Annotated in this window: 19 protein-coding genes and 1 pseudogene; 16 read left to right on the top strand and 4 right to left on the bottom strand. The window is 70.8% G+C overall.

Annotated elements, in window-relative coordinates; translation table 11 throughout:
- The first annotated feature begins 25 nt into the window (after positions 1 to 25).
- On the top strand, positions 26 to 1,609 hold the full coding sequence (locus tag ACFW6P_RS04635; RefSeq protein WP_386422926.1) for an ABC transporter substrate-binding protein: 1,584 nt from the start codon (positions 26 to 28) through the stop codon (positions 1,607 to 1,609).
- 76 nt (positions 1,610 to 1,685) lie between these two features.
- On the opposite strand, the gene ACFW6P_RS04630 is transcribed toward ACFW6P_RS04635, so the two are convergent.
- Together ACFW6P_RS04630 and ACFW6P_RS04625 are read right to left on the bottom strand one after the other, a co-directional pair.
- Positions 1,686 to 2,360 carry a response regulator gene (locus ACFW6P_RS04630; RefSeq protein ID WP_386350726.1) on the bottom strand — a complete coding sequence of 225 codons (675 nt, stop codon included), beginning with the start codon at positions 2,358 to 2,360 and terminating at the stop codon, positions 1,686 to 1,688.
- A 54-nt stretch (positions 2,361 to 2,414) separates the two neighbouring features.
- Entirely contained in the window at positions 2,415 to 3,434 is a 1,020-nt protein-coding gene (locus ACFW6P_RS04625; RefSeq protein WP_386350729.1) for a RecB family exonuclease, read from the bottom strand.
- Positions 3,435 to 3,622: 188 nt separating this feature from the next.
- Here ACFW6P_RS04625 and ACFW6P_RS04620 point away from each other — a divergent pair.
- From ACFW6P_RS04620 to ACFW6P_RS04605, 4 genes and pseudogenes are all read left to right on the top strand, one after another.
- Positions 3,623 to 4,150, top strand: a pseudogene (locus ACFW6P_RS04620) (transposase); the annotation flags it as partial.
- A 744-nt stretch (positions 4,151 to 4,894) separates the two neighbouring features.
- Positions 4,895 to 6,499 carry a site-2 protease family protein gene (locus tag ACFW6P_RS04615; RefSeq protein ID WP_386350773.1) on the top strand — a complete coding sequence of 535 codons (1,605 nt, stop codon included), beginning with the start codon at positions 4,895 to 4,897 and terminating at the stop codon, positions 6,497 to 6,499.
- Between the two features lie 38 nt (positions 6,500 to 6,537).
- Positions 6,538 to 7,440, top strand: a complete 903-nt coding sequence (locus tag ACFW6P_RS04610; RefSeq protein WP_386350732.1) for a tRNA (adenine-N1)-methyltransferase — start codon at positions 6,538 to 6,540, stop codon at positions 7,438 to 7,440.
- Positions 7,441 to 7,761: 321 nt separating this feature from the next.
- Positions 7,762 to 8,340 carry a hypothetical protein gene (locus tag ACFW6P_RS04605; RefSeq protein WP_386350734.1) on the top strand — a complete coding sequence of 193 codons (579 nt, stop codon included), beginning with the start codon at positions 7,762 to 7,764 and terminating at the stop codon, positions 8,338 to 8,340.
- Between the two features lie 60 nt (positions 8,341 to 8,400).
- Here the strand turns inward: ACFW6P_RS04605 and ACFW6P_RS04600 are convergent, their stop codons facing one another.
- Complete coding sequence (locus tag ACFW6P_RS04600; RefSeq protein ID WP_386350736.1) at positions 8,401 to 8,706, bottom strand: ferredoxin; 306 nt, start codon at positions 8,704 to 8,706, stop codon at positions 8,401 to 8,403.
- 246 nt (positions 8,707 to 8,952) lie between these two features.
- Between ACFW6P_RS04600 and arc the strand changes: the two genes are divergently transcribed.
- The 5 genes from arc to prcA all read left to right on the top strand — a co-directional run bounded on the left by arc (position 8,953) and on the right by prcA (position 14,882).
- Positions 8,953 to 10,719: a proteasome ATPase gene (gene arc, locus ACFW6P_RS04595; protein ID WP_386350738.1), complete on the top strand. Its 1,767-nt coding sequence runs from the start codon at positions 8,953 to 8,955 to the stop codon at positions 10,717 to 10,719.
- Between the two features lie 234 nt (positions 10,720 to 10,953).
- Positions 10,954 to 12,465 carry a depupylase/deamidase Dop gene (gene dop / locus ACFW6P_RS04590; protein ID WP_386350740.1) on the top strand — a complete coding sequence of 504 codons (1,512 nt, stop codon included), beginning with the start codon at positions 10,954 to 10,956 and terminating at the stop codon, positions 12,463 to 12,465.
- 179 nt (positions 12,466 to 12,644) lie between these two features.
- Positions 12,645 to 12,863, top strand: a complete 219-nt coding sequence (locus ACFW6P_RS04585) for a ubiquitin-like protein Pup (protein ID WP_386350743.1) — start codon at positions 12,645 to 12,647, stop codon at positions 12,861 to 12,863.
- 346 nt (positions 12,864 to 13,209) lie between these two features.
- A complete protein-coding gene (prcB, locus tag ACFW6P_RS04580; protein ID WP_386350746.1) occupies positions 13,210 to 14,055 on the top strand; it encodes a proteasome subunit beta in 846 nt (281 codons plus the stop codon).
- A gap of 68 nt (positions 14,056 to 14,123) precedes the next feature.
- Positions 14,124 to 14,882 carry a proteasome subunit alpha gene (gene prcA, locus ACFW6P_RS04575; RefSeq protein ID WP_386350749.1) on the top strand — a complete coding sequence of 253 codons (759 nt, stop codon included), beginning with the start codon at positions 14,124 to 14,126 and terminating at the stop codon, positions 14,880 to 14,882.
- Positions 14,883 to 15,295: 413 nt separating this feature from the next.
- Here the strand turns inward: prcA and ACFW6P_RS04570 are convergent, their stop codons facing one another.
- Positions 15,296 to 16,306, bottom strand: a complete 1,011-nt coding sequence (locus ACFW6P_RS04570; RefSeq protein ID WP_386358273.1) for a LacI family DNA-binding transcriptional regulator — start codon at positions 16,304 to 16,306, stop codon at positions 15,296 to 15,298.
- An 88-nt stretch (positions 16,307 to 16,394) separates the two neighbouring features.
- Here ACFW6P_RS04570 and ACFW6P_RS04565 point away from each other — a divergent pair, with 88 nt between their 5' ends.
- The 6 genes from ACFW6P_RS04565 to ACFW6P_RS04540 all read left to right on the top strand — a co-directional run bounded on the left by ACFW6P_RS04565 (position 16,395) and on the right by ACFW6P_RS04540 (position 22,320).
- Positions 16,395 to 17,654 (top strand): MFS transporter, encoded by a 1,260-nt coding sequence (locus ACFW6P_RS04565; protein ID WP_386422924.1) that lies wholly within the window; start codon positions 16,395 to 16,397, stop codon positions 17,652 to 17,654.
- Positions 17,655 to 17,663: 9 nt separating this feature from the next.
- Positions 17,664 to 19,025, top strand: a complete 1,362-nt coding sequence (gene pafA, locus ACFW6P_RS04560) for a Pup--protein ligase (RefSeq protein ID WP_386358270.1) — start codon at positions 17,664 to 17,666, stop codon at positions 19,023 to 19,025.
- Between the two features lie 476 nt (positions 19,026 to 19,501).
- Positions 19,502 to 20,077 carry a matrixin family metalloprotease gene (locus ACFW6P_RS04555; RefSeq protein ID WP_386422923.1) on the top strand — a complete coding sequence of 192 codons (576 nt, stop codon included), beginning with the start codon at positions 19,502 to 19,504 and terminating at the stop codon, positions 20,075 to 20,077.
- A gap of 16 nt (positions 20,078 to 20,093) precedes the next feature.
- Positions 20,094 to 20,762, top strand: a complete 669-nt coding sequence (locus ACFW6P_RS04550; protein WP_386422921.1) for a hypothetical protein — start codon at positions 20,094 to 20,096, stop codon at positions 20,760 to 20,762.
- 150 nt (positions 20,763 to 20,912) lie between these two features.
- The gene (locus ACFW6P_RS04545) at positions 20,913 to 21,893 is read left to right on the top strand and encodes an FKBP-type peptidyl-prolyl cis-trans isomerase (protein ID WP_386358265.1); all 981 of its coding nucleotides are present in this window, start codon (positions 20,913 to 20,915) and stop codon (positions 21,891 to 21,893) included.
- A 55-nt stretch (positions 21,894 to 21,948) separates the two neighbouring features.
- A complete protein-coding gene (locus tag ACFW6P_RS04540) occupies positions 21,949 to 22,320 on the top strand; it encodes an FKBP-type peptidyl-prolyl cis-trans isomerase (protein ID WP_019754140.1) in 372 nt (123 codons plus the stop codon).
- The last annotated feature ends 103 nt before the right edge of the window (positions 22,321 to 22,423 follow it).

Raw genomic sequence — 22,423 nt, 5'->3', positions numbered from 1 at the left:
CGAGAACCGACGACAAGGCGCAAACGTGAACATACCCAACCAGTGGCCGGTCCTGTCGATCGTGGCGGGCCTCGCCTCCGGCCTGCTGACCGGCTGCGGCACGGAGACCGGCGACTCCGCGGGGGACGGTTCCAACGTCATCGTGGGAATGTCCGACGACGTCCTGGCCACCGACCCGGCCTCCGGTTACGACCCCGGCTCCTGGCTGTTGTTCAACAACGTCTTCCAGTCGCTGCTCAGCTTTCCCAAGGGCGCCACCGAGCCCCAGCCGGAGGCCGCCGAGAGCTGCGCCTTCAGCGACGCGCAGACCACGGTCTACAAGTGCACGCTCAAGGACGGCCTGAAGTTCAGCAACGGTGACGACCTCACCTCGAAGGACGTCAAGTTCTCCTTCGACCGCATGCTGAAGATCAACGACCCCGACGGGCCGGCGATCATGTTCCCCACCCTGGAGAAGGTCGAGACGCCGGACGAGAAGACGGTCGTCTTCCGCCTCAACACGGCCGACGCCACCTTCCCCAGCAAGATCGCCTCCGGTGCCGGCTCCATCGTCGACCACCGCAGCTACGACGCGGGCGAACTCCGCAAGGACGGCAAGGCCGTCGGCTCCGGCCCCTACCGGCTCGACTCGATCGACGACGAGCAGGCCGTCTTCTCCGTCAACGAGAACTACGAGGGCACCGCCGAGGTGAAGAACACCGGCGTCACCCTCCGGTTCTTCGACGGCGACCAGACCGCCCTGAAGCAGGCCATCGAGGAGGAAGAGGTCGACATCGCCTACCGCGGCCTCACCGCCGGCGACGTCGCCGACATGGAGAAGGCCGACAACGGCACCGGCGCCGAGGTCGTCGAGGGCAGCAGCGCCGAGGTCCAGCACCTGGTGTTCAACATGGACCACCCTGTCGCCGGGAAGATCGGCGTCCGCAAGGCCATCGCGCACCTGCTCGACCGCGAGGCCCTCATCAAGGACGTCTACCAGGGCACCGCGACCCCGCTCTACTCGATCATCCCTGCCGGGATCGCCGGCCACAACACGGCCTTCTTCGACACCTACGGCGCCCGGCCCTCCAAAGCCAAGGCGGCGGCCGCGCTGCGCAAGGACGGCATCACCGGCAAGGTGAAGCTGACCCTGTGGTCGACCCCCTCCCGCTACGGCCCCGCCACGGACGAGGAACTGACCGCCATCGCCGGGCAGCTCAACGCCAGCGGCCTGTTCGAGGCCGACGTCAGGTCCGTGCCCTTCGGCCAGTACGAGAAGGACATCGCGGCCGGCAAGTACGGCGTCTACGTCAAGGGCTGGGTCCCCGACTACCCGGACGCCGACAACTTCACGGCCCCCTTCTTCGGCAAGGGCAACGTGCTGAACAACAACTACGACAACCGCACCATCACCGAGTCGCTGATCCCGCGCACCGCGGCCCTGACCAACCGCGCCGCCACCGACAAGGAGTTCGGCGAGCTGCAGGACATCGTCGCCGACGAGCTCCCCGTGCTGCCGGTGTGGCAGGCCAAGCAGTACGCGGTCGTCCGGGACGGCGTCTACGGCCTGGAGTACTGCCTCGACGCGTCGACCGTGTTCCGCTTCTGGGAGCTGAGCAAGGACGTCTGACGCACGGGTGTGAGAGAGGGCGCCTCCTGCTCGGCAGGGGGCGCCCTCTCCTCCTGGGGCGGAGGGGCCGCCGGGCCTACTGCTGCGCGCCGGGGCGCACCAGCCCGCTCTCGTAGGCGTACACGGCGGCCTGCACGCGGTCCCTGAGGCCGAGCTTCGTGAGCACGTGACCGACGTGCGTCTTGACGGTCGTCTCGCTGACGAAGAGGTCCGCGGCGATCTCGGCGTTGGACAGCCCGCGCGCCACCAGCTTCAGCACCTCGACCTCGCGGTCGGTGAGCGTGTGCAGCGTGTCCGGTACCGGCTCCTCGCCCGACGGCAGGTGCGTGGCGTACTTGTCGAGCAGCCGACGCGTGATGCTCGGCGCGAGCATGGCCTCGCCCCCTGCGACGACCCGGATGGCCTGCACCAGTTCGTTCGCCGGGGCGTCCTTCAGCAGGAACCCGCTGGCGCCCGCGCGCAGCGCCTCCACCACGTACTCGTCGAGGTCGAACGTGGTCAGCACCAGGACCTTCGCCGGGCCGTCGCGCCCGGGGCCGGTGATCTGCCGGGTCGCCTCCACACCGTCCATCCGGGGCATGCGGATGTCCATCAGGACCACGTCGGGCTGCAGGGCCCGCACCTGGTCGAGCGCCTGGAGGCCGTCACCGGCCTCGCCGACGACCGCGAGGTCCTGCTCGGCCTCCAGGATCATCCGGAAGCCCGTACGGAGCAGAGGCTGGTCGTCGACCAATAGGACGCGGATGGCCACGTGAGTCTCCTTCGCTAGGCCGGCCCCATTCTGCCCTGCGCGGGTCCGCCGGACTCAGCCGCCCTCACCGGCGGGCGCCGCCTCCGCCCCGGCCCCGCCACCGAAGCCGGCCGCCCCCTCCGGGGCGGGCGCGGGCACCCGGCCCGCCGCGGTCACCGGCAGCGGGTAGGGCGGGGGAGTACCGCCGAACTGCGGGCAGTGCGCCTGGTGGTCGCACCAGCCGCACAGCTTCGTGGGGCGCGGCCGCCAGTCGCCGGACTCCGTCGCCAGCCGGATCGCGTCCCACAGCGCCAGCAGCTTGCGCTCGACCCGCTCCAGGTCGGCGAGGACCGGGTCGTACGTCAGCACCTGGCCGCTGCCTAGGTAGACCAGCTGGAGCCGCCGCGGCACCACGTTCTTCAGCCGCCAGACGACCAGGGCGTAGAACTTCATCTGGAACAGGGCGCCCTCGGAGTACTCGGGGCGGGGCGCCTTGCCCGTCTTGTAGTCGACGATCCGGACCTCGCCCGTGGGCGCCACGTCGACCCGGTCGATGATGCCCCGCAGGCGCAGCCCCGACTCCAGCTCGGCCTCGACGAACAGCTCCCGCTCGGCCGGCTCCAGCCGGCTCGGGTCCTCCAGCGTGAACCAGCGCTCGACGAGCTGCTCCGCCTCGCCCAGCCAGCGCGCCAGCCGCTCGCCCTGTGGGTCGTCGGCGAACAGCTCGTCCACCTCGGGGCGCGTCTCGCGCAGCCGGTCCCACTGGCCGGGGATCAGCGACTTCGCCCGCGGCGGTGTGCGCTCGGCCGCCGGGGCGTCGAAGAGGCGCTCCAGGACCGCGTGCACCAGCGTGCCCCGCGTCGCCGCCTCGCTGGGCTTCTCCGGGAGCCGGTCGATGACCCGGAAGCGGTACAGCAGCGGGCACTGCATGAAGTCGCTCGCACGCGAGGGCGACAGCGAGGCGGGCGGTATGGCACTGGTCCCGGTCACGAGCTCGCTGACGGCGGCGGTCTCGGCCGCTGCCGCCGCCACCGTCTCCGCGGCTTCCTCCGCCGCCGTCCGTGCCGTCCCCACGCCCTCGGTGCTCGTGTCCATGCCCCAGACCATACGGCCCGCCAGTGACATCGATGCTGATACTCAGGTTCCGGTGATCGTGGCCCAGCCACTGACTGACGCCCTGCTGGGTTGTCTTCCCGCTGTTCTGTCCGGTCGCCGGGACCTGTTCTCATGGCTCCGGCCGGGCGGAGCATGACCTGACAGGAGCTTGGCCCGGAAGCCCCCCGATGTCCTGTCTGTGCCACCCGGCCGATGCCCACCTCCAGCCGGGAAGGGGCAGCATCAGCATCACATCGGCGGCGGCACCGGACACAACGGCCCAGGACGTGTTCGGCGGGGTCGACTCCCACGCCGACACCCTCCACGTCGCGGTCATCACTGACAACGGCGGCCATCTCGCCGATGCCGAGTTCGCCACCACCGTTGCCGGGTACGCCGCGGCCCTGGCCTTCCTGACCTCCCACGGCCACGTGATCGCGATCGGCGTGGAGGGCACCGCCTCCTGCGGAGCCGGCTTCACCCGGGCCGCCCGCTCGGCCGGCCTTCACATCGTGGAGGTCAACCGGCCCGACCGGGCCGAACGCCGCCGCATCGGCAAGTCCGACCCCGTCGACGCCGACGCAGCCGCCCGCGCCGCCCTGTCCGGACGGGCCTCCGGCGCACCGAAGGACGACACCGTCGCCGGCATACGCGCCGCGCGCAACGCCGCCCGCTCCGCCATCAAGGCCCGCACCGCCGCCCTGAACCAGATCGGCCACCTCCTCGTCACCGCCCCCGACACCATCCGCACCAAGTACGGGCACCTCGCAGGAACGAACCGCACCGACACCCTGGCCCGGCTGCGGCCCTCCGGGGACACCGTCCACACCGCGCTCCTCACCGCACTCAAAAGCCTCGCCCGACGCGTCAGGGAGCTGACCGCCGAGCACGAGGCACTGACCCGGGCCCTGGACCACCAGGTCACCGTCCATGACCCCGGGCTGCGGGCCGTCTGCGGAGTCGGTCCCGACACCGCGGCCCAACTGCTGGGGAAGGCCGAGGTACGGGAAACACACGGGTGCCGGGGCGGAACGCACCCCGGCGGACGCATACCATCGACACAAGACCCTCCCGTCCGGCAGGCGCGGGAGACGCTTCTTCGGACTTCTTCGAACGAGGGGACACCGGTGGACGAGAGCGGCGGGCGCGGGCAGCCGCGATCCGGCAACGAGGAGTCGGCCGACCGCCACGCACAGGCACCGGCCCGGGCCGCCGACCCGACCCCCGCCGACGAACGGCCCGCGAGGGGAGAGCACGTGCGCCCCGAGCGCGACCCCGCCGACCCCGCACCGCACCCCGGTACGTCCGCGCGCGACGCCGCCCCCGCTACTCCCGCGCCTGACGCCGCCGCCACGACCGGAGGCACCGACACCCGTGCAGGCGCGGGCGACACGCGTGCAGCGGGTGACTCCGACGTCCCGGCGCGCGACGTCCCCGCCCCCTCGCCGGCCCGGCCCCACGTGCACACCGCCTCCGATGACCACTCCGCCCCTGGTCGCACTCACGCTCCCGGACAGCCGACGCGAGCGGCAGCGGGCCGTGACCCGGAAGACCCGCGCCACCCCCCGGGGCCGGCCGGGGAGGACGACGCCCACGCGGACGACGCCCCCGCCTCCCACCGGCCCGAGGAGCCCCGGCCCCCGGAGGCCGACGCGCACCCCGACCGCGCCTACGCCGGTGAGCCGCACACGTCCTCCGCCGGTGAACCGCACACCGGCTCCGCCCCCGGTGAGCCCGGTGCGGACACCCGGCACACCGGCGGCGGCCAGCAGCGTGCGGCGAAGGCCCCGGACACCGGCGTGCCCGACCGTCCCTCCACGCCCCCGGCCGCGCCCCACCACCCCTCCGCCTCCGGCCCCCGCCACCTCGCCCACTCCGCCGACGGCAAGGGCCCCTCTCCCCAGCGGCCCCCCGAGCCCCGGGGCGGGCTCCTCATGGGCCGGCCCTTCGGCGTCCCCGTCTACGTGGCGCCCAGCTGGTTCCTCGTCGCCGCGCTGATCACCTGGGTGTTCGGCGGGCAGCTGGAGCGTGTGCTGCCGGAGCTCGGGGCCGTGCGGTACCTGGTCTCCCTGTTCTTTGCGGTGGCCTTCTACGCCTCCGTACTCGTCCACGAGCTGGCCCACACGGTCGCCGCCCTCCGCTTCAAGCTCCCGGTCCGCCGCATCCAGCTGCAGTTCTTCGGCGGCGTCTCCGAGATCGAGAAGGAGGCCGAGACCCCCGGCCGGGAGTTCTGGCTGGCCTTCGTCGGACCGCTGCTCTCCCTCGCCCTGGCCGGCGTCTTCTACGGCGCCCTGCAGGCCGTGGAACCCGGCACCGTCCCGGGCGTGCTGCTGGCCGGCCTGATGATCTCCAACCTCATCGTGGCCGTCTTCAACCTCCTGCCCGGCCTGCCCCTCGACGGCGGCCGCATGCTCCGTGCCGTCGTCTGGAAACTCACCGGCAGGCCCATGACCGGCACCATCGCCGCCGCCTGGGTCGGCCGCGCCCTGGCCGTCTGCGTCCTGATCGGCCTGCCGCTGCTCACCCAGTCCGGTGCCCTCGGCTCCGACGCCGTCGACAACGTCGGCATGGACACCGTCCTGGACGCCCTGCTGGCCGCCATCCTCGCCGCGATCATCTGGACCGGCGCCGGCAACAGCCTGCGCATGGCGCGCCTGCGCGAGCACCTGCCCGAGCTGCGCGCCCGCGCCCTCACCCGCCGGGCCGTCCCCGTCGAGACCGACACCCCGCTCTCCGAGGCGCTGCGCCGCGCCAACGCCGCCGGCGCCCGCGCCCTGGTCGTCGTCGACGCCGACGGCAACCCCCTCTCCCTCGTCCGCGAGGCCGCCATCGTCGGCGTGCCCGAGCACCGCCGCCCCTGGGTCGCGGTCAGCGGCCTAGCCCAGGAACTCACCGACGGCATGCGCGTCTCGGCGGAGCTGGCGGGGGAGGATCTGCTGGACGCCCTGCGCACCACCCCGGCGACCGAGTACCTGGTCGTCGAGGAGACCGGCGAGATCTACGGCGTGCTGTCCGCCGCGGACGTGGAGCGCGCCTTCGTGAAGGCGATGGCGAGGCCGTCCTAGTGGTCGGAGGCCCTTTCGGCTGCCGGTAGGCTGGTCACATGTCCGAACCGACCGGTGCCGCCCGCAGGCGCGGGCCCTTCAAGGTCGGGGACCAGGTACAGCTGACCGACCCCAAGGGCCGCCACTACACGTTCACGCTCGAGGCCGGGAAGAACTTCCACACCCACAAGGGTTCCTTCCCGCACGACGAACTGATCGGTGCTCCCGAGGGCAGCGTCGTCCGCACCACGGGGAACGTCGCCTATCTCGCGCTGCGCCCCCTGCTCCCCGACTACGTCCTGTCCATGCCCCGCGGGGCAGCCGTCGTCTACCCGAAGGACGCGGGGCAGATCCTCGCCTTCGCCGACATCTTCCCCGGCGCGCGCGTCGTCGAGGCCGGCGTCGGCTCCGGTTCGCTCAGCAGCTTCCTGCTGCGCGCCATCGGCGACCAGGGCATGCTGCACAGCTACGAGCGCCGCGCCGACTTCGCGGAGATCGCCCAGCAGAACGTGGAGCGCTACTTCGGCGGCCCGCACCCCGCCTGGCACCTCACCGTCGGCGACCTCCAGGACAACCTGTCCGACACGGACGTCGACCGCGTCATCCTCGACATGCTCGCCCCCTGGGAGTGCCTGGACGTCGTCTCCAAGGCACTCGTCCCCGGCGGCATCCTCTGCTGCTACGTGGCCACCACCACCCAGCTCGCGCGGACCGTCGAGTCCATCCGCGAGATCGGCTGCTTCAACGAGCCGACCTCGTGGGAGACGATGATCCGCAACTGGCACATCGAGGGCCTGGCCGTCCGCCCGGACCACCGGATGATCGGCCACACCGGCTTCCTGCTCACCGCCCGCCGCCTCGCCGACGGCGTCGAGCCGCCCATGCGCCGCCGCCGCCCCGCCAAGGGCGCCTACGGCGAGGACTACGCGGGCCCCAACGCCGACGGCGGCTCCGGCCGCTGAGGCGACCCGCCACGCGCACAACGCACGGGCGCGGTGGCGGAGTTCCCGGACCCGCTCCGGAACTCCGCCACCGCGCCCTTCCGTTGCCCTCCACCAGAGACCCACCGCCCAAGGGCGACCCCCCAGGGACGTCCGCCGCGGGCCCCGCCCGCGGTCAGCGGCCCCGGCCGGCGCCCGTCAGCTGACACGACGGCAGCATCCGCGACCGGTCCGACTTCCCCGGCGTGAAAGGTGCACACCCCCCGCCGTTCCCTCGCCGTGTGACGTGTGGCACCATCTTGGCCACCCCACCAACGGCACAGCCCTCAGGAGACACTCCTAGTGCAGCCTTCCGCGGTTCCGGAGCTCGCCCACAGCCCCACCCGTCCCATCCACTGGCTCGCCACGGCCACGGCCGTCGCCGGTGTGGTGGCCCTCTCCTCGGTCCTGCAGCCCGGCGCGGCGACGGCGGCCCAGTCGGCCGCTCCCCGTACGAAGACCGCCCCGGCGCGCATCGCCCCGCCCGACCCGGCCGCGGTGACGTTCCCGATCGAGTGCGGGCCGGTGCGGCCGGTGGTGCAGGAGAAGGCCTCCGGGGACCTCGACGGCGACGGCAGGCCCGAGACGGTGGCCGTCGTCCACTGCGACTCCCCGATGGGCACCCCGCCCGACGGCGTCTACGTCCTCACCCGGGGCGGCGACAGCGGTAAGCCGCGCGTGGTGGCGACCCTGCTCGACCCGAAGGACCGCAGCACCGTCGACGGCTTCGCCGTGCGCGGCCGCGTCGTCACGGCGACGGTCCTCGGCTACTCCTCGACCGACGTGCCGCGTTGCTGCCCCGACGTCAAGAGCGACGTGAAATGGCGTTGGCAGAACGGCTCGTTCGTCCGCTCCACCCCCTCCGGGGCCCGCAGCGTGTGACGTCCGCGTGGGAACGGCGTGTGAGATGACGGACAGTGATGACGGAGCGTAGAGAACGGGTCACTCGGCGTCCGGGCCGTAGACCTCGGCCCTGTCCGAAACTCGACGTACGTGGATGCACTCGCCCGGACATTCCTCGGCGGAGTCGATCACATCCGTGAGAAGCGGCAGCGGTACGGGCGTTGTCGCGCCCTTCGCCTGGAGCAACTCGTCGTCGGGGCCCTTCACATAGGCCAGACCGTCGATGTCCAGCTCGAACACCTCGGGCGCGTACTGGGCGCAGATGCCGTCGCCGGTACACAGGTCCTGGTCGATCCACACCTCCAGCGCCTCGCCCTCGACCCCGGCCTCCTGCTGCACGCTCATGTCTCCTGCCGTTTCATGCGTCGAGCCGTACGGGGAATCCGGCCAGCTCTGACGGGTGTTGAACGCTTCGACCCTACCCCCGGCGGGGTTCCCGTCATGTTCGCTGGGTATCCCCCTGGCGTGAGGGAGAGCGCAAGGGTGAAGATCGGACACACCCCGACCGTCTTTGTGATCTAGGGGTTTCAATCGACACCCGCCCAGGTAGGGTCTGGAAGCGTCCAGCTCCCCTTGGAGGAGGTGAGGACCGTGGCAGCCCACGACGACGACATGAACCGCGGCATCCGCCCGGGACGCGGGTCCGACGACCCGGCCGGGCAGATCGCCTACCTTGAGCAGGAGATCGCCGTCCTGCGACGCAAGCTCGCCGACTCTCCGCGACACACGAGGATTCTCGAAGAGCGGATCGTCGAGCTGCAGACCAATCTGGCCGGCGTGTCCGCGCAGAACGAGCGACTCGCCAACACGCTCCGTGAGGCCCGCGACCAGATCGTGGCCCTCAAGGAGGAGGTCGACCGGCTCGCGCAGCCGCCGGCCGGCTTCGGTGTCTTCCTCACGGCGAACGAGGACGGCACGGCCGACATCTTCACCGGGGGCCGCAAGCTCCGGGTGAACGTCAGCCCCAGCGTCGAGCTCGAGGAGCTCCGGCGCGGCCAGGAAGTGATGCTCAACGAAGCGCTCAACGTGGTCGAGGCCATGGAGTTCGAGCGCGTCGGCGACATCGTCACCCTCAAGGAGATCCTCGAGGACGGCGAGCGGGCCCTGGTGCTCGGGCACACCGACGAGGAGCGGGTGGTGCGGCTCGCCGAGCCGCTGCTGGACGTCACCATCCGCCCCGGCGACGCCCTGCTCCTGGAGCCCCGCTCCGGCTACGTCTACGAGGTCGTGCCCAAGAGCGAGGTCGAGGAGCTCGTCCTCGAAGAGGTCCCCGACATCGGCTACGAGCAGATCGGCGGTCTCGGCGGCCAGATCGAGGCCATCCGGGACGCCGTCGAGCTCCCCTACCTCTACCCGGACCTGTTCAAGGAGCACGAGCTGAGGCCGCCCAAGGGCGTCCTCCTCTACGGACCGCCCGGATGCGGCAAGACGCTGATCGCCAAGGCCGTGGCCAATTCGCTGGCCAAGAAGGTCGCCGAGGTGACCGGCCAGGCCGCCGGCAAGAGCTTCTTCCTCAACATCAAGGGCCCGGAGCTGCTCAACAAGTACGTCGGTGAGACGGAGCGGCAGATCCGCCTCGTCTTCCAGCGGGCCCGTGAGAAGGCCAGCGAGGGCACGCCCGTCATCGTCTTCTTCGACGAGATGGAGTCCCTCTTCCGCACCCGCGGCTCCGGTGTCAGCTCGGACGTGGAGAACACCATCGTCCCGCAGCTGCTCGCCGAGATCGACGGTGTGGAGGGCCTGCAGAACGTGGTCGTGATCGGCGCCTCCAACCGCGAGGACATGATCGACCCGGCCATCCTGCGTCCCGGCCGGCTGGACGTGAAGATCAAGATCGAGCGTCCGGACGCCGAGGCGGCCAAGGACATCTTCGGCAAGTACCTCACCGAGCGCCTCCCGCTGCACGGCGACGACCTCTCCGAGCACGGCGGCTCCAAGGCCTCCACGGTCCAGAGCATGATCCAGACCGCCGTGGAGCAGATGTACGCCGAGTCCGAGGAGAACCGCTTCCTGGAAGTCACTTACGCTAATGGTGACAAGGAAGTCCTTTACTTCAAGGACTTCAATTCCGGCGCCATGATCGAGAACATCGTGGGCCGAGCCAAGAAGATGGCGATCAAGGACTTCCTCGAGAAGAACCAGAAGGGTCTCCGCGTCTCCCACCTCCTCCAGGCCTGTGTGGACGAGTTCAAGGAGAACGAGGACCTGCCGAACACGACCAACCCCGACGACTGGGCCCGGATCTCCGGAAAGAAGGGCGAGCGGATCGTGTACATCCGTACGCTCATCACCGGAAAGCAGGGCGCGGACACCGGGCGCTCCATCGACACGGTGGCGAACACCGGTCAGTACCTGTAAAAGGCAGGGCGGCTGCGGGTGCCCTCGGCGGGTACCCGCAGCCGACTGTTTTTCAGGCCACGGCTGGAGCAACGCAATGACGCAAATGATCTCCCCACCAGCGCAAAGGCGTTCTAGGCTCTTGCGTACCGCCGAGTCGCGCAGTGCGGGGACGGGCACCGCACACGCAGCCGAGCGCCAGCGGTATCTGAGTGGCGCCCACGACCGAGGGTGCCGCCGGGCAAGGAGGGCCGCATGACCGTACGGCGAGTAATGGGCATCGAGACGGAGTACGGGATCTCCGTCCCCGGCCATCCCAACGCCAATGCCATGCTCACCTCGTCCCAGATCGTGAACGCCTACGCGGCCGCGATGCACCGGGCCCGCCGGGCCCGCTGGGACTTCGAGGAGGAGAACCCGCTGCGGGACGCGCGAGGCTTCGACCTCGCCCGCGAGGCCGCCGACTCCAGCCAGCTCACGGACGAGGACATCGGCCTGGCCAACGTGATCCTCACCAATGGCGCACGGCTCTACGTCGACCACGCCCACCCCGAGTACAGCGCTCCCGAGGTGACCAACCCCCGGGACGCCGTCCTGTGGGACAAGGCCGGCGAACGGATCATGGCGGAGGCCGCGGAGCGGGCCGCCCAGCTGCCCGGTGCCCAGCCGATCCACCTGTACAAGAACAACACCGACAACAAGGGCGCGTCCTACGGCACGCACGAGAACTACCTGATGAAGCGGGAGACCCCCTTCTCGGACATCGTGCGCCACCTGACGCCGTTCTTCGTCTCCCGTCAGGTCTTCGCAGGAGCGGGCCGCGTCGGCATCGGCCAGGACGGGCACGAGCACGGCTTCCAGCTGAGCCAGCGAGCCGACTACTTCGAGGTCGAGGTCGGCCTGGAGACGACGCTCAAGCGCCCGATCATCAACACCCGCGACGAGCCGCACGCGGACGCCGAGAAGTACCGGCGCCTGCACGTGATCATCGGCGACGCGAACCTCTCCGAGATCTCGACCTACCTCAAGCTGGGCACGACCTCGCTGGTCCTGGCCATGATCGAGGACGGTTTCATCGCCGTCGACCTGGCCGTCGACCAGCCGGTCCGCACCCTCCACCAGGTTTCGCACGACCCGTCCCTGAAGCGCCTGGTCACGCTGCGCAGCGGCCGTACGCTGACGGCGGTCCAGCTCCAGATGGAGTACTACGAGCTGGCGCGCAAGTACGTGGAGGAGCGCTGCGGCGCCGACGCCGACGACCAGACGAAGGACGTGCTGTCCCGCTGGGAGGACACCCTCACCCGTCTGGAGCACGACCCGATGAGTCTGGCCGGCGAGCTGGACTGGGTCGCCAAGCGGGAGCTGATGGAGGGTTACCGGCGCCGCGACGACCTCGACTGGGACGCGGCCCGGCTGCACCTGGTCGACCTGCAGTACGCCGACGTGCGGCCCGAGAAGGGGCTGTACAACCGCCTGGCGGCCCGCGGGCGCATGAAGCGGCTGCTGGACGAGGCGGAGGTCGAGCGGGCCCGTACGAGCCCGCCGGAGGACACCCGCGCCTACTTCCGCGGCCGCTGCCTGGAGCAGTACGCGGACGACGTCGCCGCGGCCTCCTGGGACTCGGTGATCTTCGAGCTGCCGGGCCGGGACTCCCTGCAGCGTGTTCCAACCCTGGAACCGCTTCGCGGAACGCGTAATCACGTCAAGGAGCTCCTGGACCGCTGCCGTACGGCGGAAGACCTGGTCAGGGTCCTGTCCGGGGGGTGAGCGCGCATCGGGGGTACTCGGGTGGGGCCCGCCGGGCAGGGTGGAAAACCCCAGGTCCGGGAATCATCGAGGTGGTCCCCGTACGTTGGAGCAACTACGGGGCCGTTGTCGGACCCGGCGAGTAGGGTCTGATCTTGTACCGAGCAACTGTGTCGGGCGAACCGAGCGGGGTGAGGGATATGGCGAGCAAGGACACCGGCGGCGGACAGCAGAAGGCCACCCGGTCCACCGAGGAGGTCGAGGAGCAGGCGGCGGAGTCGCAGGCTTCGGAGGACCTCAAGGAGCGTCAGGAGAAGCTGAGCGACGACGTGGACTCGGTTCTGGACGAGATCGACGACGTCCTCGAGGAGAACGCCGAGGACTTCGTGCGGTCCTTCGTTCAAAAGGGTGGCCAGTAAGGCGCCTTCACCTTCGTACCGAAGGTGAACGGGGCGCGCGGGTAATGGACGGGCGAAGCGCGGAGCGCTGCGCGCGGGGCAGTGGGTGATGCGATGCCTTCGTGTGCGGCGCTCCGGGCGTCGGTGGCGTCCGGAGCCCCGCCGGGCCCCTCCTGAGGGGGAGGGCGGGCGTCACGGCACGTGCGCCGCCGCCCGGTGGAGTTGGAGCCGCCGGGCATGTGGATCATCGGCGGAGGGCGGGTAGGGTCCCTGCCATACCGTGCCCCCGGTCGTAACCGGGCCGGGGTTGTTCCAAGGATCGGCCCGACGTCACAGGGCGGGCTGTCGCTTACGTGGGAGGAATCGCGTGGAAGCCAACACTCGTAGCACCGGGCGTCTACCAGCTGCCTTCCTGACGCCGGGGTCTTCCTCCTTCATGGACTTCCTGTCCGAGCACCAGCCGGAGATGCTGCCCGGCAACCGGCAGCTGCCCCCCACCCAGGGCGTGATCGAGGCCCCGCACGGGACCACGATCGTCGCCGTGACGTTCCCCGGCGGCGTCGTCCTCGCCGGCGACCGGCGGGCGACCATGGGAAACGTCATCGCGCAGCGGGACATCGAGAAGGTCTTCCCCGCCGACGAGTACTCGGCGGTGGGCATCGCCGGCACGGCCGGTCTGGCCGTGGAGATGGTGAAGCTGTTCCAGCTGGAGCTGGAGCACTTCGAGAAGGTCGAGGGCGCCCAGCTGTCCCTGGAGGGCAAGGCGAACCGGCTGTCCACCATGATCCGCTCGAACCTGGGCATGGCCATGCAGGGCCTGGCCGTCGTCCCGCTGTTCGCCGGGTTCGACGTGGACCGGGAGAAGGGGCGGATCTTCTCCTACGACGTCACGGGCGGGCGCTCCGAGGAGCACGGGTACGCGGCCACGGGTTCCGGTTCGATCTTCGCGCGCGGTGCGATGAAGAAGCTCTTCCGGGACGACCTGAGCGAGGCCGAGGCCACGACGCTCGTGGTCCAGGCGCTCTACGACGCGGCAGACGACGACTCGGCGACCGGTGGTCCCGACGTCGCCCGCCGGATCTATCCCATCGTCACCGTGATCACCGAGGACGGTTTCCGCCGGCTCTCCGACGGCGAGGCCTCCGAGATCGCGCGCTCGATCCTGGAGCGCCGCCTGGAACAGCCGGACGGTCCGCGGGCCGCGCTGCTGTGAGCGGCCGGCTGTGCTGACGAGGTGGTCCAGTGAATCGACGCAATTCTGAAGAGAGGGACGGATAACCGGTGTCGACGCCGTTCTATGTCTCACCCCAGCAGGCGATGGCCGACCGGGCGGAGTACGCCCGCAAGGGCATCGCCCGTGGCCGCAGCCTGGTCGTGCTGCAGTACGCCGACGGCATCGTGTTCGTCGGGGAGAACCCGTCCCGTGCGCTGCACAAGTTCAGCGAGATCTACGACCGGATCGGCTTCGCGGCCGCCGGCAAGTACAACGAGTACGAGAACCTCCGGATCGGCGGTGTGCGCTACGCCGACCTGCGGGGTTACACCTACGACCGGGAGGACGTGACCGCCCGGGGCCTGGCGAACGTGTACGCGCAGACGCTGGGCACGATCTTCTCCAGCTCGGCGGAGAAGCCCTACGAGGTGGAACTGGTCGTCGCGGAGGTCGGGGAGACGCCGGAGGGCGACCAGATCTACCGGCTGCCGCACGACGGATCCATCGTGGACGAGCACGGCTCGGTCGCGGTGGGCGGCAACGCGGAGCAGATCAGCGGCTACCTCGACCAGCGGCACCAGGACGGTATGACGCTGGCCGAGGCCCTGAAGCTCGCGGTGCAGGCGCTGTCCCGCGACACCAACGGCAGCGAGCGGGAGATCCCCGCCGAGCGGCTGGAGGTGGCGGTGCTGGACCGCACGCGCCCGCAGAAGCGCAAGTTCAAGCGGATCGGTGGGCGTCAGCTGTCCCGGCTGCTGGAGGCGGGCGGGGCGGCCTCGGCGTCCGCCGCCGAGTCGGACTCCGAGGAGGAGTCCTCCGACGAGTAGGACGTGTCGCGGAGTGGCGCGCCCCGGCTGTTCGTCCGCCGGGGCGCGCTTTTGTGTGCCTGCGGCGGCCTGTGGCTGTTCGGTGGGGGTGCGGGTTGCGCCTCTTCGCGTGTGGTGGGGCGGGGCCGCGCCGGGGGGTGTCCGTCCTCGGATCGGCGCGATGGAGTTGCGTAACGGCTGGCTGTTCGTTGACGCGCCGACCGCTGCGGGCGGGCACCCCCCCCGGCACGTCCCCTTCCGTGCGTGCGCGGGTGCCGGTCCCGCCCACCCAGCTGCGGACATGCGTGCCGCTGGGGCGATGGGGGTCCCCCCTGCTCGAGCGAAGCCGAGAGCTTGGGGGAGGGTGGGCGCAGCGGTACCCCGTTGCGCCGGGTTGCGGAACCACCCGGCCCGGGCGGAAGCGCCGGGTGTCCTTACCGAGGCGGGGCCGTGGAGCCCCGTACCACCAGCTCCACCGGGATGTCGCCGCCCCCGGGTGTACGGCCCTCCAGCACGGCCAGGAGCGCCTGCATCCCGCGCTCCCCGAAGCGCTCCGCGTCCAGGCGGACGGTCGTCAGCTCCGGGTCGATCGCCGTGGCGAGGGCCAGGTCGTCCAGGCCGGTCACCGACAGGTCGTCGGGGACGCGCAGGCCCAGGCGGCGGGCCGCCTTGTAGACGCCGGCGGCCAGCTGGTCGTCGTCGCAGACCACGGCCGTGGGACGGGCGTCGGCGGACGCCAGGGCGGTGTGTGCCGCCGTCACCGCGCCCTCGATGGAGATGGGGGAGCGGGCCGTGGATACGGACGTGCCCGGGACCCCGCGCAGCCGTGCCGCCAGCTCCCGGGCGCGTACCTCGAAGGTCCACGACGGCACGTCCGCCGCCAGATGGAGGAAGCGGCGGTGGCCCAGGGCGAGGAGATGCTCCGCGACCTGGCGGACGCCATCGGCGATGTCCAGGTTCACCGTCGCCGCTCCGAGGCTGCCCGCCGGGTCGCTGTCCAGCATGACCAGGGGGAGCGCCTCACCGCGGATGGCCGTCAGGGCGTCCGCGGCCATGGACGAGGCGATGACCCCGTCCAGCGCGGCCTGCGCGGAGGCGAAGGGGTCGCGGGCGGGACCGATGCCCTCGGGGGAGGGGTAGAGGACCACCCCGAAGCCGTGCTCGGCGGCGACGCGGGTGGCGCCCGTGTAGACGCCGGCGAAGAACTCCGTGGTGAGGGCGGGGACCACCAGGAGGACCGTGCGCGTGCGGCCCAGGCGCAGGTTGCGGGCGGCGAGGTTCGGGCGGTAGCCCAGGTCGCGGGCGGCCTCGCGGACGCGCTCGGCGGTCGCCTCGGAGACGCGGCCCCGCCACTTGTCACCGAGGACCAGGGAGACCGCCGCCTGGGACACACCGGCGGCCCGGGCGACGTCCCGGCTCGTGGGGCGGGTGCTGCCTCGTGCCACCGTGGGACCGCTCCTTCGTCTGGACTCGTGAACAGCGGACATGGTACGTATGGAAGCCGGAGTTATACGTAAAACCTAAGGCGGGGACATGGCCACGGGATACCTCGAGATCCTCCGGGCGCGACACGCCGCACGTCTGCTCGCCGGCACGCTCGTGGGACGGCTGCCCAACGCCACGGCGGCGATCGCGATCGTGCTGTTCGTCCGCGCCGAGGGCGGCTCGTACAGCCTCGCGGGAGCGCTGGCGGCCGTGTACGGCGCCGCGAACGCCGTGGGGCAGCCCGTGCTGGGGCGGCTGGTGGACCTGCGGGGACAGCCGCTGGTGCAACTGCCCGCGGCCGTCCTGTCCGCCCTCGCCATGGCCGTCTTCGCCTTCGCCGGGACCGGGCCGCTGCCGCTCGCGTACGCGGCCGTCGCGGCCGCCGGGCTCTTCACGCCGCCCCTGGAGGGCGGGCTGCGGGCCCTGTGGCCCGCGGTCCTGCGCCGGGAGGACCAGGTGCACACGGCGTACGCGATGGACGCCGTGGCCCAGGAGGTGATGTTCACCGTCGGGCCGCTGCTGGTGACGCTGTGCGTGTCCCTCTGGTCGGCCCAGGCCGCGCTGCTCGTGCTGAACGGGGTGGGGGTGCTGGGGGCGCTGTCGGTGGTGGTGTCGCCGCCCTCGCGTGCCTGGCGGTCGGCGCCGCGCGAGGCCCACTGGCTGGGCGCGCTGCGCTCGGCGGGGCTGCTGGCCCTGCTCGCGGCGTTCCTGTTCATCGGCATGGCGCTGGGGTCCATCACGGTCGCCTCCGTGCCGTACGCCGACGCGCACGGCGGGGACGCCGTGTACGGCTGGCTGATGGCGGCCCTGGGGTTCGGGGCCCTGGTCGGCGGCGCGGTCTACGGGGCGCGGCAGTGGGCCGGTGAGCCCGCTCGGCGACTGCGGGTGCTCGTGGCCCTTCTGGTGGTGTGTTACCTGCCGCTGATGCTGATGCCGGACGCGGTGCCCATGGTGGCGCTGGCGGCGCTCGCCGGGGTCTTCCTCGCCCCCGCCATCGCCTGCGCGTTCGTCCTGGTCGACCGGCACGCCCCGCGCGGCACCGTCACCGAGGCGTTCTCCTGGCTGGTGACGACGTTCACCGTGGGCCATTCGGTCGGAGCGGGTGTCGCGGGGCCCGTCGTGGAGGCGGGCGGGGCCTTGTGGGGCTTCGCCGTCCCGGCCGCCGCGGGTGGCGTGTCCCTGCTGGTCTTGACCGCCACAGGACGGGTAGTCGCAGCTCCCGGCCAGGGAGCGGTCGTTGCGGCCGGCTCGGAAAATGATCCGAACCGTGCCCCCGAACCCCGTTTCAGTTCAGGGGATCGGGCGTAATGTTCCCTCATGGACCGCCGCATTTTCGGGCTGGAGAACGAGTACGGCGTCACGTGCACGTTCAGGGGACAGCGCCGCCTGTCTCCTGACGAGGTGGCGCGGTACCTCTTCCGCCGTGTCGTGTCATGGGGCCGCAGCAGCAATGTCTTTCTGCGAAACGGCGCCCGCCTCTATCTCGACGTGGGATCGCATCCGGAATACGCGACACCCGAATGTGACAACGTGATCGAACTGGTCACCCACGACAAAGCCGGCGAGCGCATTCTCGAAGGACTCCTGGTGGACGCCGAACGACGCCTGCACGAGGAGGGAATCGCGGGCGACGTCTACCTCTTCAAGAACAACACCGACTCGGCGGGCAACTCCTACGGTTGCCACGAGAACTATCTCGTGGCGCGGCACGGGGAGTTCTCGCGTCTCGCGGACATTCTGATCCCGTTCCTGGTCACCCGGCAGTTGCTGTGCGGTGCCGGCAAGGTGCTGCAGACCCCGCGCGGGGCCGTGTACTGCGTGAGCCAGCGGGCCGAGCACATCTGGGAAGGGGTCTCCTCGGCGACGACCCGGTCCCGGCCGATCATCAACACGCGCGACGAGCCGCACGCGGACGCCGAGCGCTACCGCCGGCTGCACGTCATCGTGGGCGACTCCAACATGTCCGAGACGACCATGCTGCTCAAGGTCGGCGCCACCGACCTGGTGCTGCGCATGATCGAGGCGGGCACGGTGATGCGGGACCTGACCCTGGAGAACCCCATCCGGGCGATCCGCGAGGTCAGCCACGACATCACCGGCCGCCGCAAGGTCCGCCTGGCCAGCGGCCGGGAGGCCTCCGCCCTGGAGGTGCAGCGCGAGTACTACGAGAAGGCGCTGGACTTCTGCGAGCGCCGCGGCATCCGCACCGGCACCGTGGAGCAGGTCCTGGAGCTGTGGGGCCGCACGCTGGACGCGATCGAGACCGAGGACCTCGACCGCATCGGCACCGAGATCGACTGGGTCATGAAGTACAAGCTCATCGAGCGCTACCGCAGCAAGAACAACATGACCATGTCGCATCCGCGGGTCGCTCAGATAGATCTCGCGTACCACGACATCCACCGCCGTCGTGGCCTGTACTACCTGCTCGAGAAGAAGGGCCAGGCGGCCCGGGTCTGCAACGACCTGAAGATCTTCGAGGGCAAGTCCGTTCCGCCGCAGACCACTCGGGCCCGGCTGCGCGGCGACTTCATCCGGCGGGCCCAGGAGCAGCGCCGTGACTTCACGGTCGACTGGGTGCACCTCAAGCTCAACGACCAGGCCCAGCGCACCGTCCTGTGCAAGGACCCCTTCCGTTCGGTGGACGACCGGGTGGAGAAGCTGATCGCCGGTATGTGAGCCGGTGTCCGCGAGCCCGTTCCGGCCCGCCCCCGACCCGATGCCCGGAGGTACCCGTACCTCCGGGCATCGGGTCTTTCCGTAGATCTGGCGTGAAGGATCTCACTTGCCGACGTGCTGCGCCGCACTGACCGGAATCATTGATTCACGCACGCTTTGGAATGATTCGCGGCGATGGTGCAGCGCTGAGCGCGGGCGCGCCTCTATCACACGCGGCCCGGCAGCCGGGTGTGACGCGCACGGGGTGTCCGCCGGGGGAGTTCCGCCCTCGTGCGCCGCCCCGCACAAAACCGCATGTCCCTGTCAGTGGCCCGGTGTTAGCTTCTGGGTCAGCCGTCATGACCATGACCAGTTTGACGGCATCGCTGTGGGGCCCCGCCCGGGGCCCCGGAAGCATCGACACACAACGGCGGCTCATCGTGCGCTCTGTCACGGCAAGGACTCGTCACGCGGCCGTCCTCGCCACCGCGGGAACCGTGATCGCGACGGCGCTGGTGGGGGTGAGCGCTTCGTCCGCCGAGGCGTACTGCCGCACCGGCGTGACGAAGTGGAACAGCACCTCCAACGGCTGGACCATAGCCGCCAACACCACGTTCCCCAGCGGCCTGCGGGCCGGTCTGAACGGCGGACTCAGGCAGTGGAACCGCAGCGGTTCCGCACTGCGCTACAACACGCCCGTCTACACCAGCGGCTGGCAGATCTACGCCTTCCGCGCCTCCTGCAGCTACACCAGCCTCATGGGCAGCGCGCCCGGATACGCCGCAGCACAGCGCTCCGGCCGCACCCATAACGGCGGAACGCTGTACCTGTCCAACCGGTTCCGCTGGGTCAACGGCAGCCAGAACATCAGCCAGGGCAAGGCGGACGTGCAGACGGTGGCCGTGCACGAGGTCGGCCACTTCACCGGCCTCGCCCACCCGTGGGCGCCGCACTGCCCGGACGGCACGTCGTACACCGACGCCGAGAAGAAGTCGGTCATGACGGCGATCAACACCGGCACCCGCCGCGCGCTGAACAGCGACGACATCGCGGGCGTCCGGGCCATCTACTGAACGGGGGAAACGAACGATGAGCGCAGTACGCAGCAAGCGGCACAGCACTCCGGCGCGCGTCGCCGCGCTTCTCGCGCTGGCCGCCCTCGGCGCCACGGCGTGCGCCGGGACCGGCGGCGAGAGCCGGGACCGGGCGGCCGAGCAGGACGCGGGCGACGCCGTCAGCGTCGTCTCGGGGCACCCGTACGCGGTCGACAGCAGCCCCGCGGCCGCCCTCGCGTTCCCGATGAACGAGAACGTCTTCGAGGGCACGGTCGTAGCCACGCGTCCCGACGTGTACGCCAAGGACCTGCTCGACGACGGATCCGCCTTCGAGGTCGTCTACACGCCCGTCGTCGTCCGGGTCGACGAGGTGCACAAGGGCCACCTGAAGGAGGGCTCCGAGGTCGTCGTCCGTTCGATGGGCGGCACCGCCGACGGCGTCCGCTACGAGATCGAGGAGGCTCCGGCGAAGAAGACCTTCCGCAAGGGCGCCTCGCTCGTCGTCTTCGGCAGCGCCTACGAGAAGGTCGACTCGGAGAAGGCCCCGGCCATGACGCCCAACTTCCTCTACCGGGAGACCGGCGACACGGTCGTCGACGCCACCTACGCGGACGGAGCGCACGACGGGGGCCCGGCCGACCGCATGGACCGCGGGAAGTTCCTCGGCAAGCTCCGCTCGCTGAAGGGTGGCACGGCTTCCTGACCGGCCGCCGGTGAACCGGCACACGCGGTGACGTCGCCCGGGCCTCGTGAGCCGCCCGGGCGACGCCGTGTCCCGGTGAACCGTGCTCGGAGCCGCCCACGCCGTAGAGTGGCGGCCGTTGGCCCCCCACCCCCGATCCCAGTTGGACTGATGAACTACAACACGAAACGACGCGTGGCCGCGCTGCTGGCCGTTCCCGCCCTGTTGTTCACCGCCGCGTGCGGATCGGACGACGGTGACAACGGCGACTCGGCCGGCGGCGTCGCCGAGGTCAAGGGGAAGGTCGGGGCGAAGCCCGAGATCTCCGTGCCCAAGGACGCCGAGCCGTCCGAGGAGACCGTGGTCAAGACGGTGTCGCAGGGCACCGGCGAGGCGATCAAGGCCTCGGACTTCGTCCGCCTGGACTGGACCGTCGAGAAGTGGGGGGGTGACCAGGAACTCGGCGGTACCTGGTCCGCCCAGTCGGCCGGCGGCCAGGGGCCCCGGCGGCAGTCCGTCGAGCAGATCGGCAAGCCGAGCCAGCAGCTGCCCGAGAAGGTCCTCGACGCGGTGAAGGGCAAGAAGCCGGGCAGCCGGATCCTCGTGCAGGGCACCGCGGGCGACCTGATCGGCCAGAGCCTGAACACCTCCTCGGGGATCGCCGCGAAGGACGTGCTGGTCTGGGTGGTCGACCCGGTCGGTGCCGCCTCCGTCGACACCAGGGCCGAGGTGAAGGGCGAGCAGGCTTCCTCCGAGGCGGGCCTGCCCGAGGTGGAGTCCCCGTCGCGGAAGGCGGCGGCCATCACCATCCCCGAGGGCGCCAAGGCACCCAAGGAGCTCGGGGAGCAGGTGCTGATCAAGGGCGACGGCGAGAAGGTCGAAGCCGGTCAGGGGCTCATCGCCCAGTACACCGGGGTCAAGTGGGAGGACGGCAAGAAGTTCGACTCCTCCTGGGACCACGGCGGCGCCACCGCCTTCCAGATCGGCAACGGCTCCGTGGTGGCGGGCTGGGACAAGGGCCTCGTCGGCAAGCGCGTGGGCGACCGGGTCCTGCTGGTGATCCCGCCCTCGCTCGGCTACGGCGCGAACCCGAGCAGCGAGCTCGCCAAGAACACACTGGTCTTCACGGTGGACATCCTCGGCACGGTCTGACCCGATCGTCTGTGAGACTGTTCCCGACGCAGGTCACGCAACAAGGAGAGATGAAGTGAGCATCGACAAGCCCGAGATCGACTTCCCGGGCGGCGAGCCCCCGGCGGACCTCGAGATCAAGGACATCTGGGAGGGCGACGGCCCCGTCGCGCAGGCCGGCCAGACCGTCACCGTCCACTACGTCGGTGTCGCCTTCAGCACGGGCGAGGAGTTCGACGCCAGCTGGAACCGCGGCACCCCCTTCCGCTTCCCGCTGGGCGGCGGCCGGGTCATCAAGGGCTGGGACCAGGGCGTGCAGGGCATGAAGGTCGGCGGCCGCCGCCAGCTGACCATTCCCGCCCACCTCGCCTACGGCAACCAGAGCCCGACCCCGGCGATCAAGCCCGGTGAGACGCTGATCTTCGTGGTCGACCTGCTCGGGGTCTGAGCAGGGTCCGACACACCCGATCAAGCGGGGCCCATGCCTGTTCGGGCATGGGCCTCGGCTTTTGCCGGGCCACCGCGGAGCGGTACGGTCGACGTCGTCAAGC

This window comes from Streptomyces sp. NPDC058741 (genome assembly GCF_042746715.1).
In the GTDB taxonomy this organism is placed as follows: domain Bacteria; phylum Actinomycetota; class Actinomycetes; order Streptomycetales; family Streptomycetaceae; genus Streptomyces.
Note: the sequence above shows the minus strand (reverse complement) of the source record. Positions and strands in the feature narration are given on the sequence as shown.

Coding starts and splice junctions, on each gene's coding strand:
- ACFW6P_RS04625 (WP_386350729.1), bottom strand. CDS start 3,434: ATGGACACGAGCACCGAGGGCGTGGGGACGGCACGGACGGCGGCGGAG.
- ACFW6P_RS04610 (WP_386350732.1), top strand. CDS start 6,538: ATGTCCGAACCGACCGGTGCCGCCCGCAGGCGCGGGCCCTTCAAGGTC.
- ACFW6P_RS04600 (WP_386350736.1), bottom strand. CDS start 8,706: ATGAGCGTGCAGCAGGAGGCCGGGGTCGAGGGCGAGGCGCTGGAGGTG.
- dop (WP_386350740.1), top strand. CDS start 10,954: ATGACCGTACGGCGAGTAATGGGCATCGAGACGGAGTACGGGATCTCC.
- ACFW6P_RS04585 (WP_386350743.1), top strand. CDS start 12,645: ATGGCGAGCAAGGACACCGGCGGCGGACAGCAGAAGGCCACCCGGTCC.
- ACFW6P_RS04565 (WP_386422924.1), top strand. CDS start 16,395: ATGGCCACGGGATACCTCGAGATCCTCCGGGCGCGACACGCCGCACGT.
- pafA (WP_386358270.1), top strand. CDS start 17,664: ATGGACCGCCGCATTTTCGGGCTGGAGAACGAGTACGGCGTCACGTGC.
- ACFW6P_RS04550 (WP_386422921.1), top strand. CDS start 20,094: ATGAGCGCAGTACGCAGCAAGCGGCACAGCACTCCGGCGCGCGTCGCC.
- ACFW6P_RS04545 (WP_386358265.1), top strand. CDS start 20,913: ATGAACTACAACACGAAACGACGCGTGGCCGCGCTGCTGGCCGTTCCC.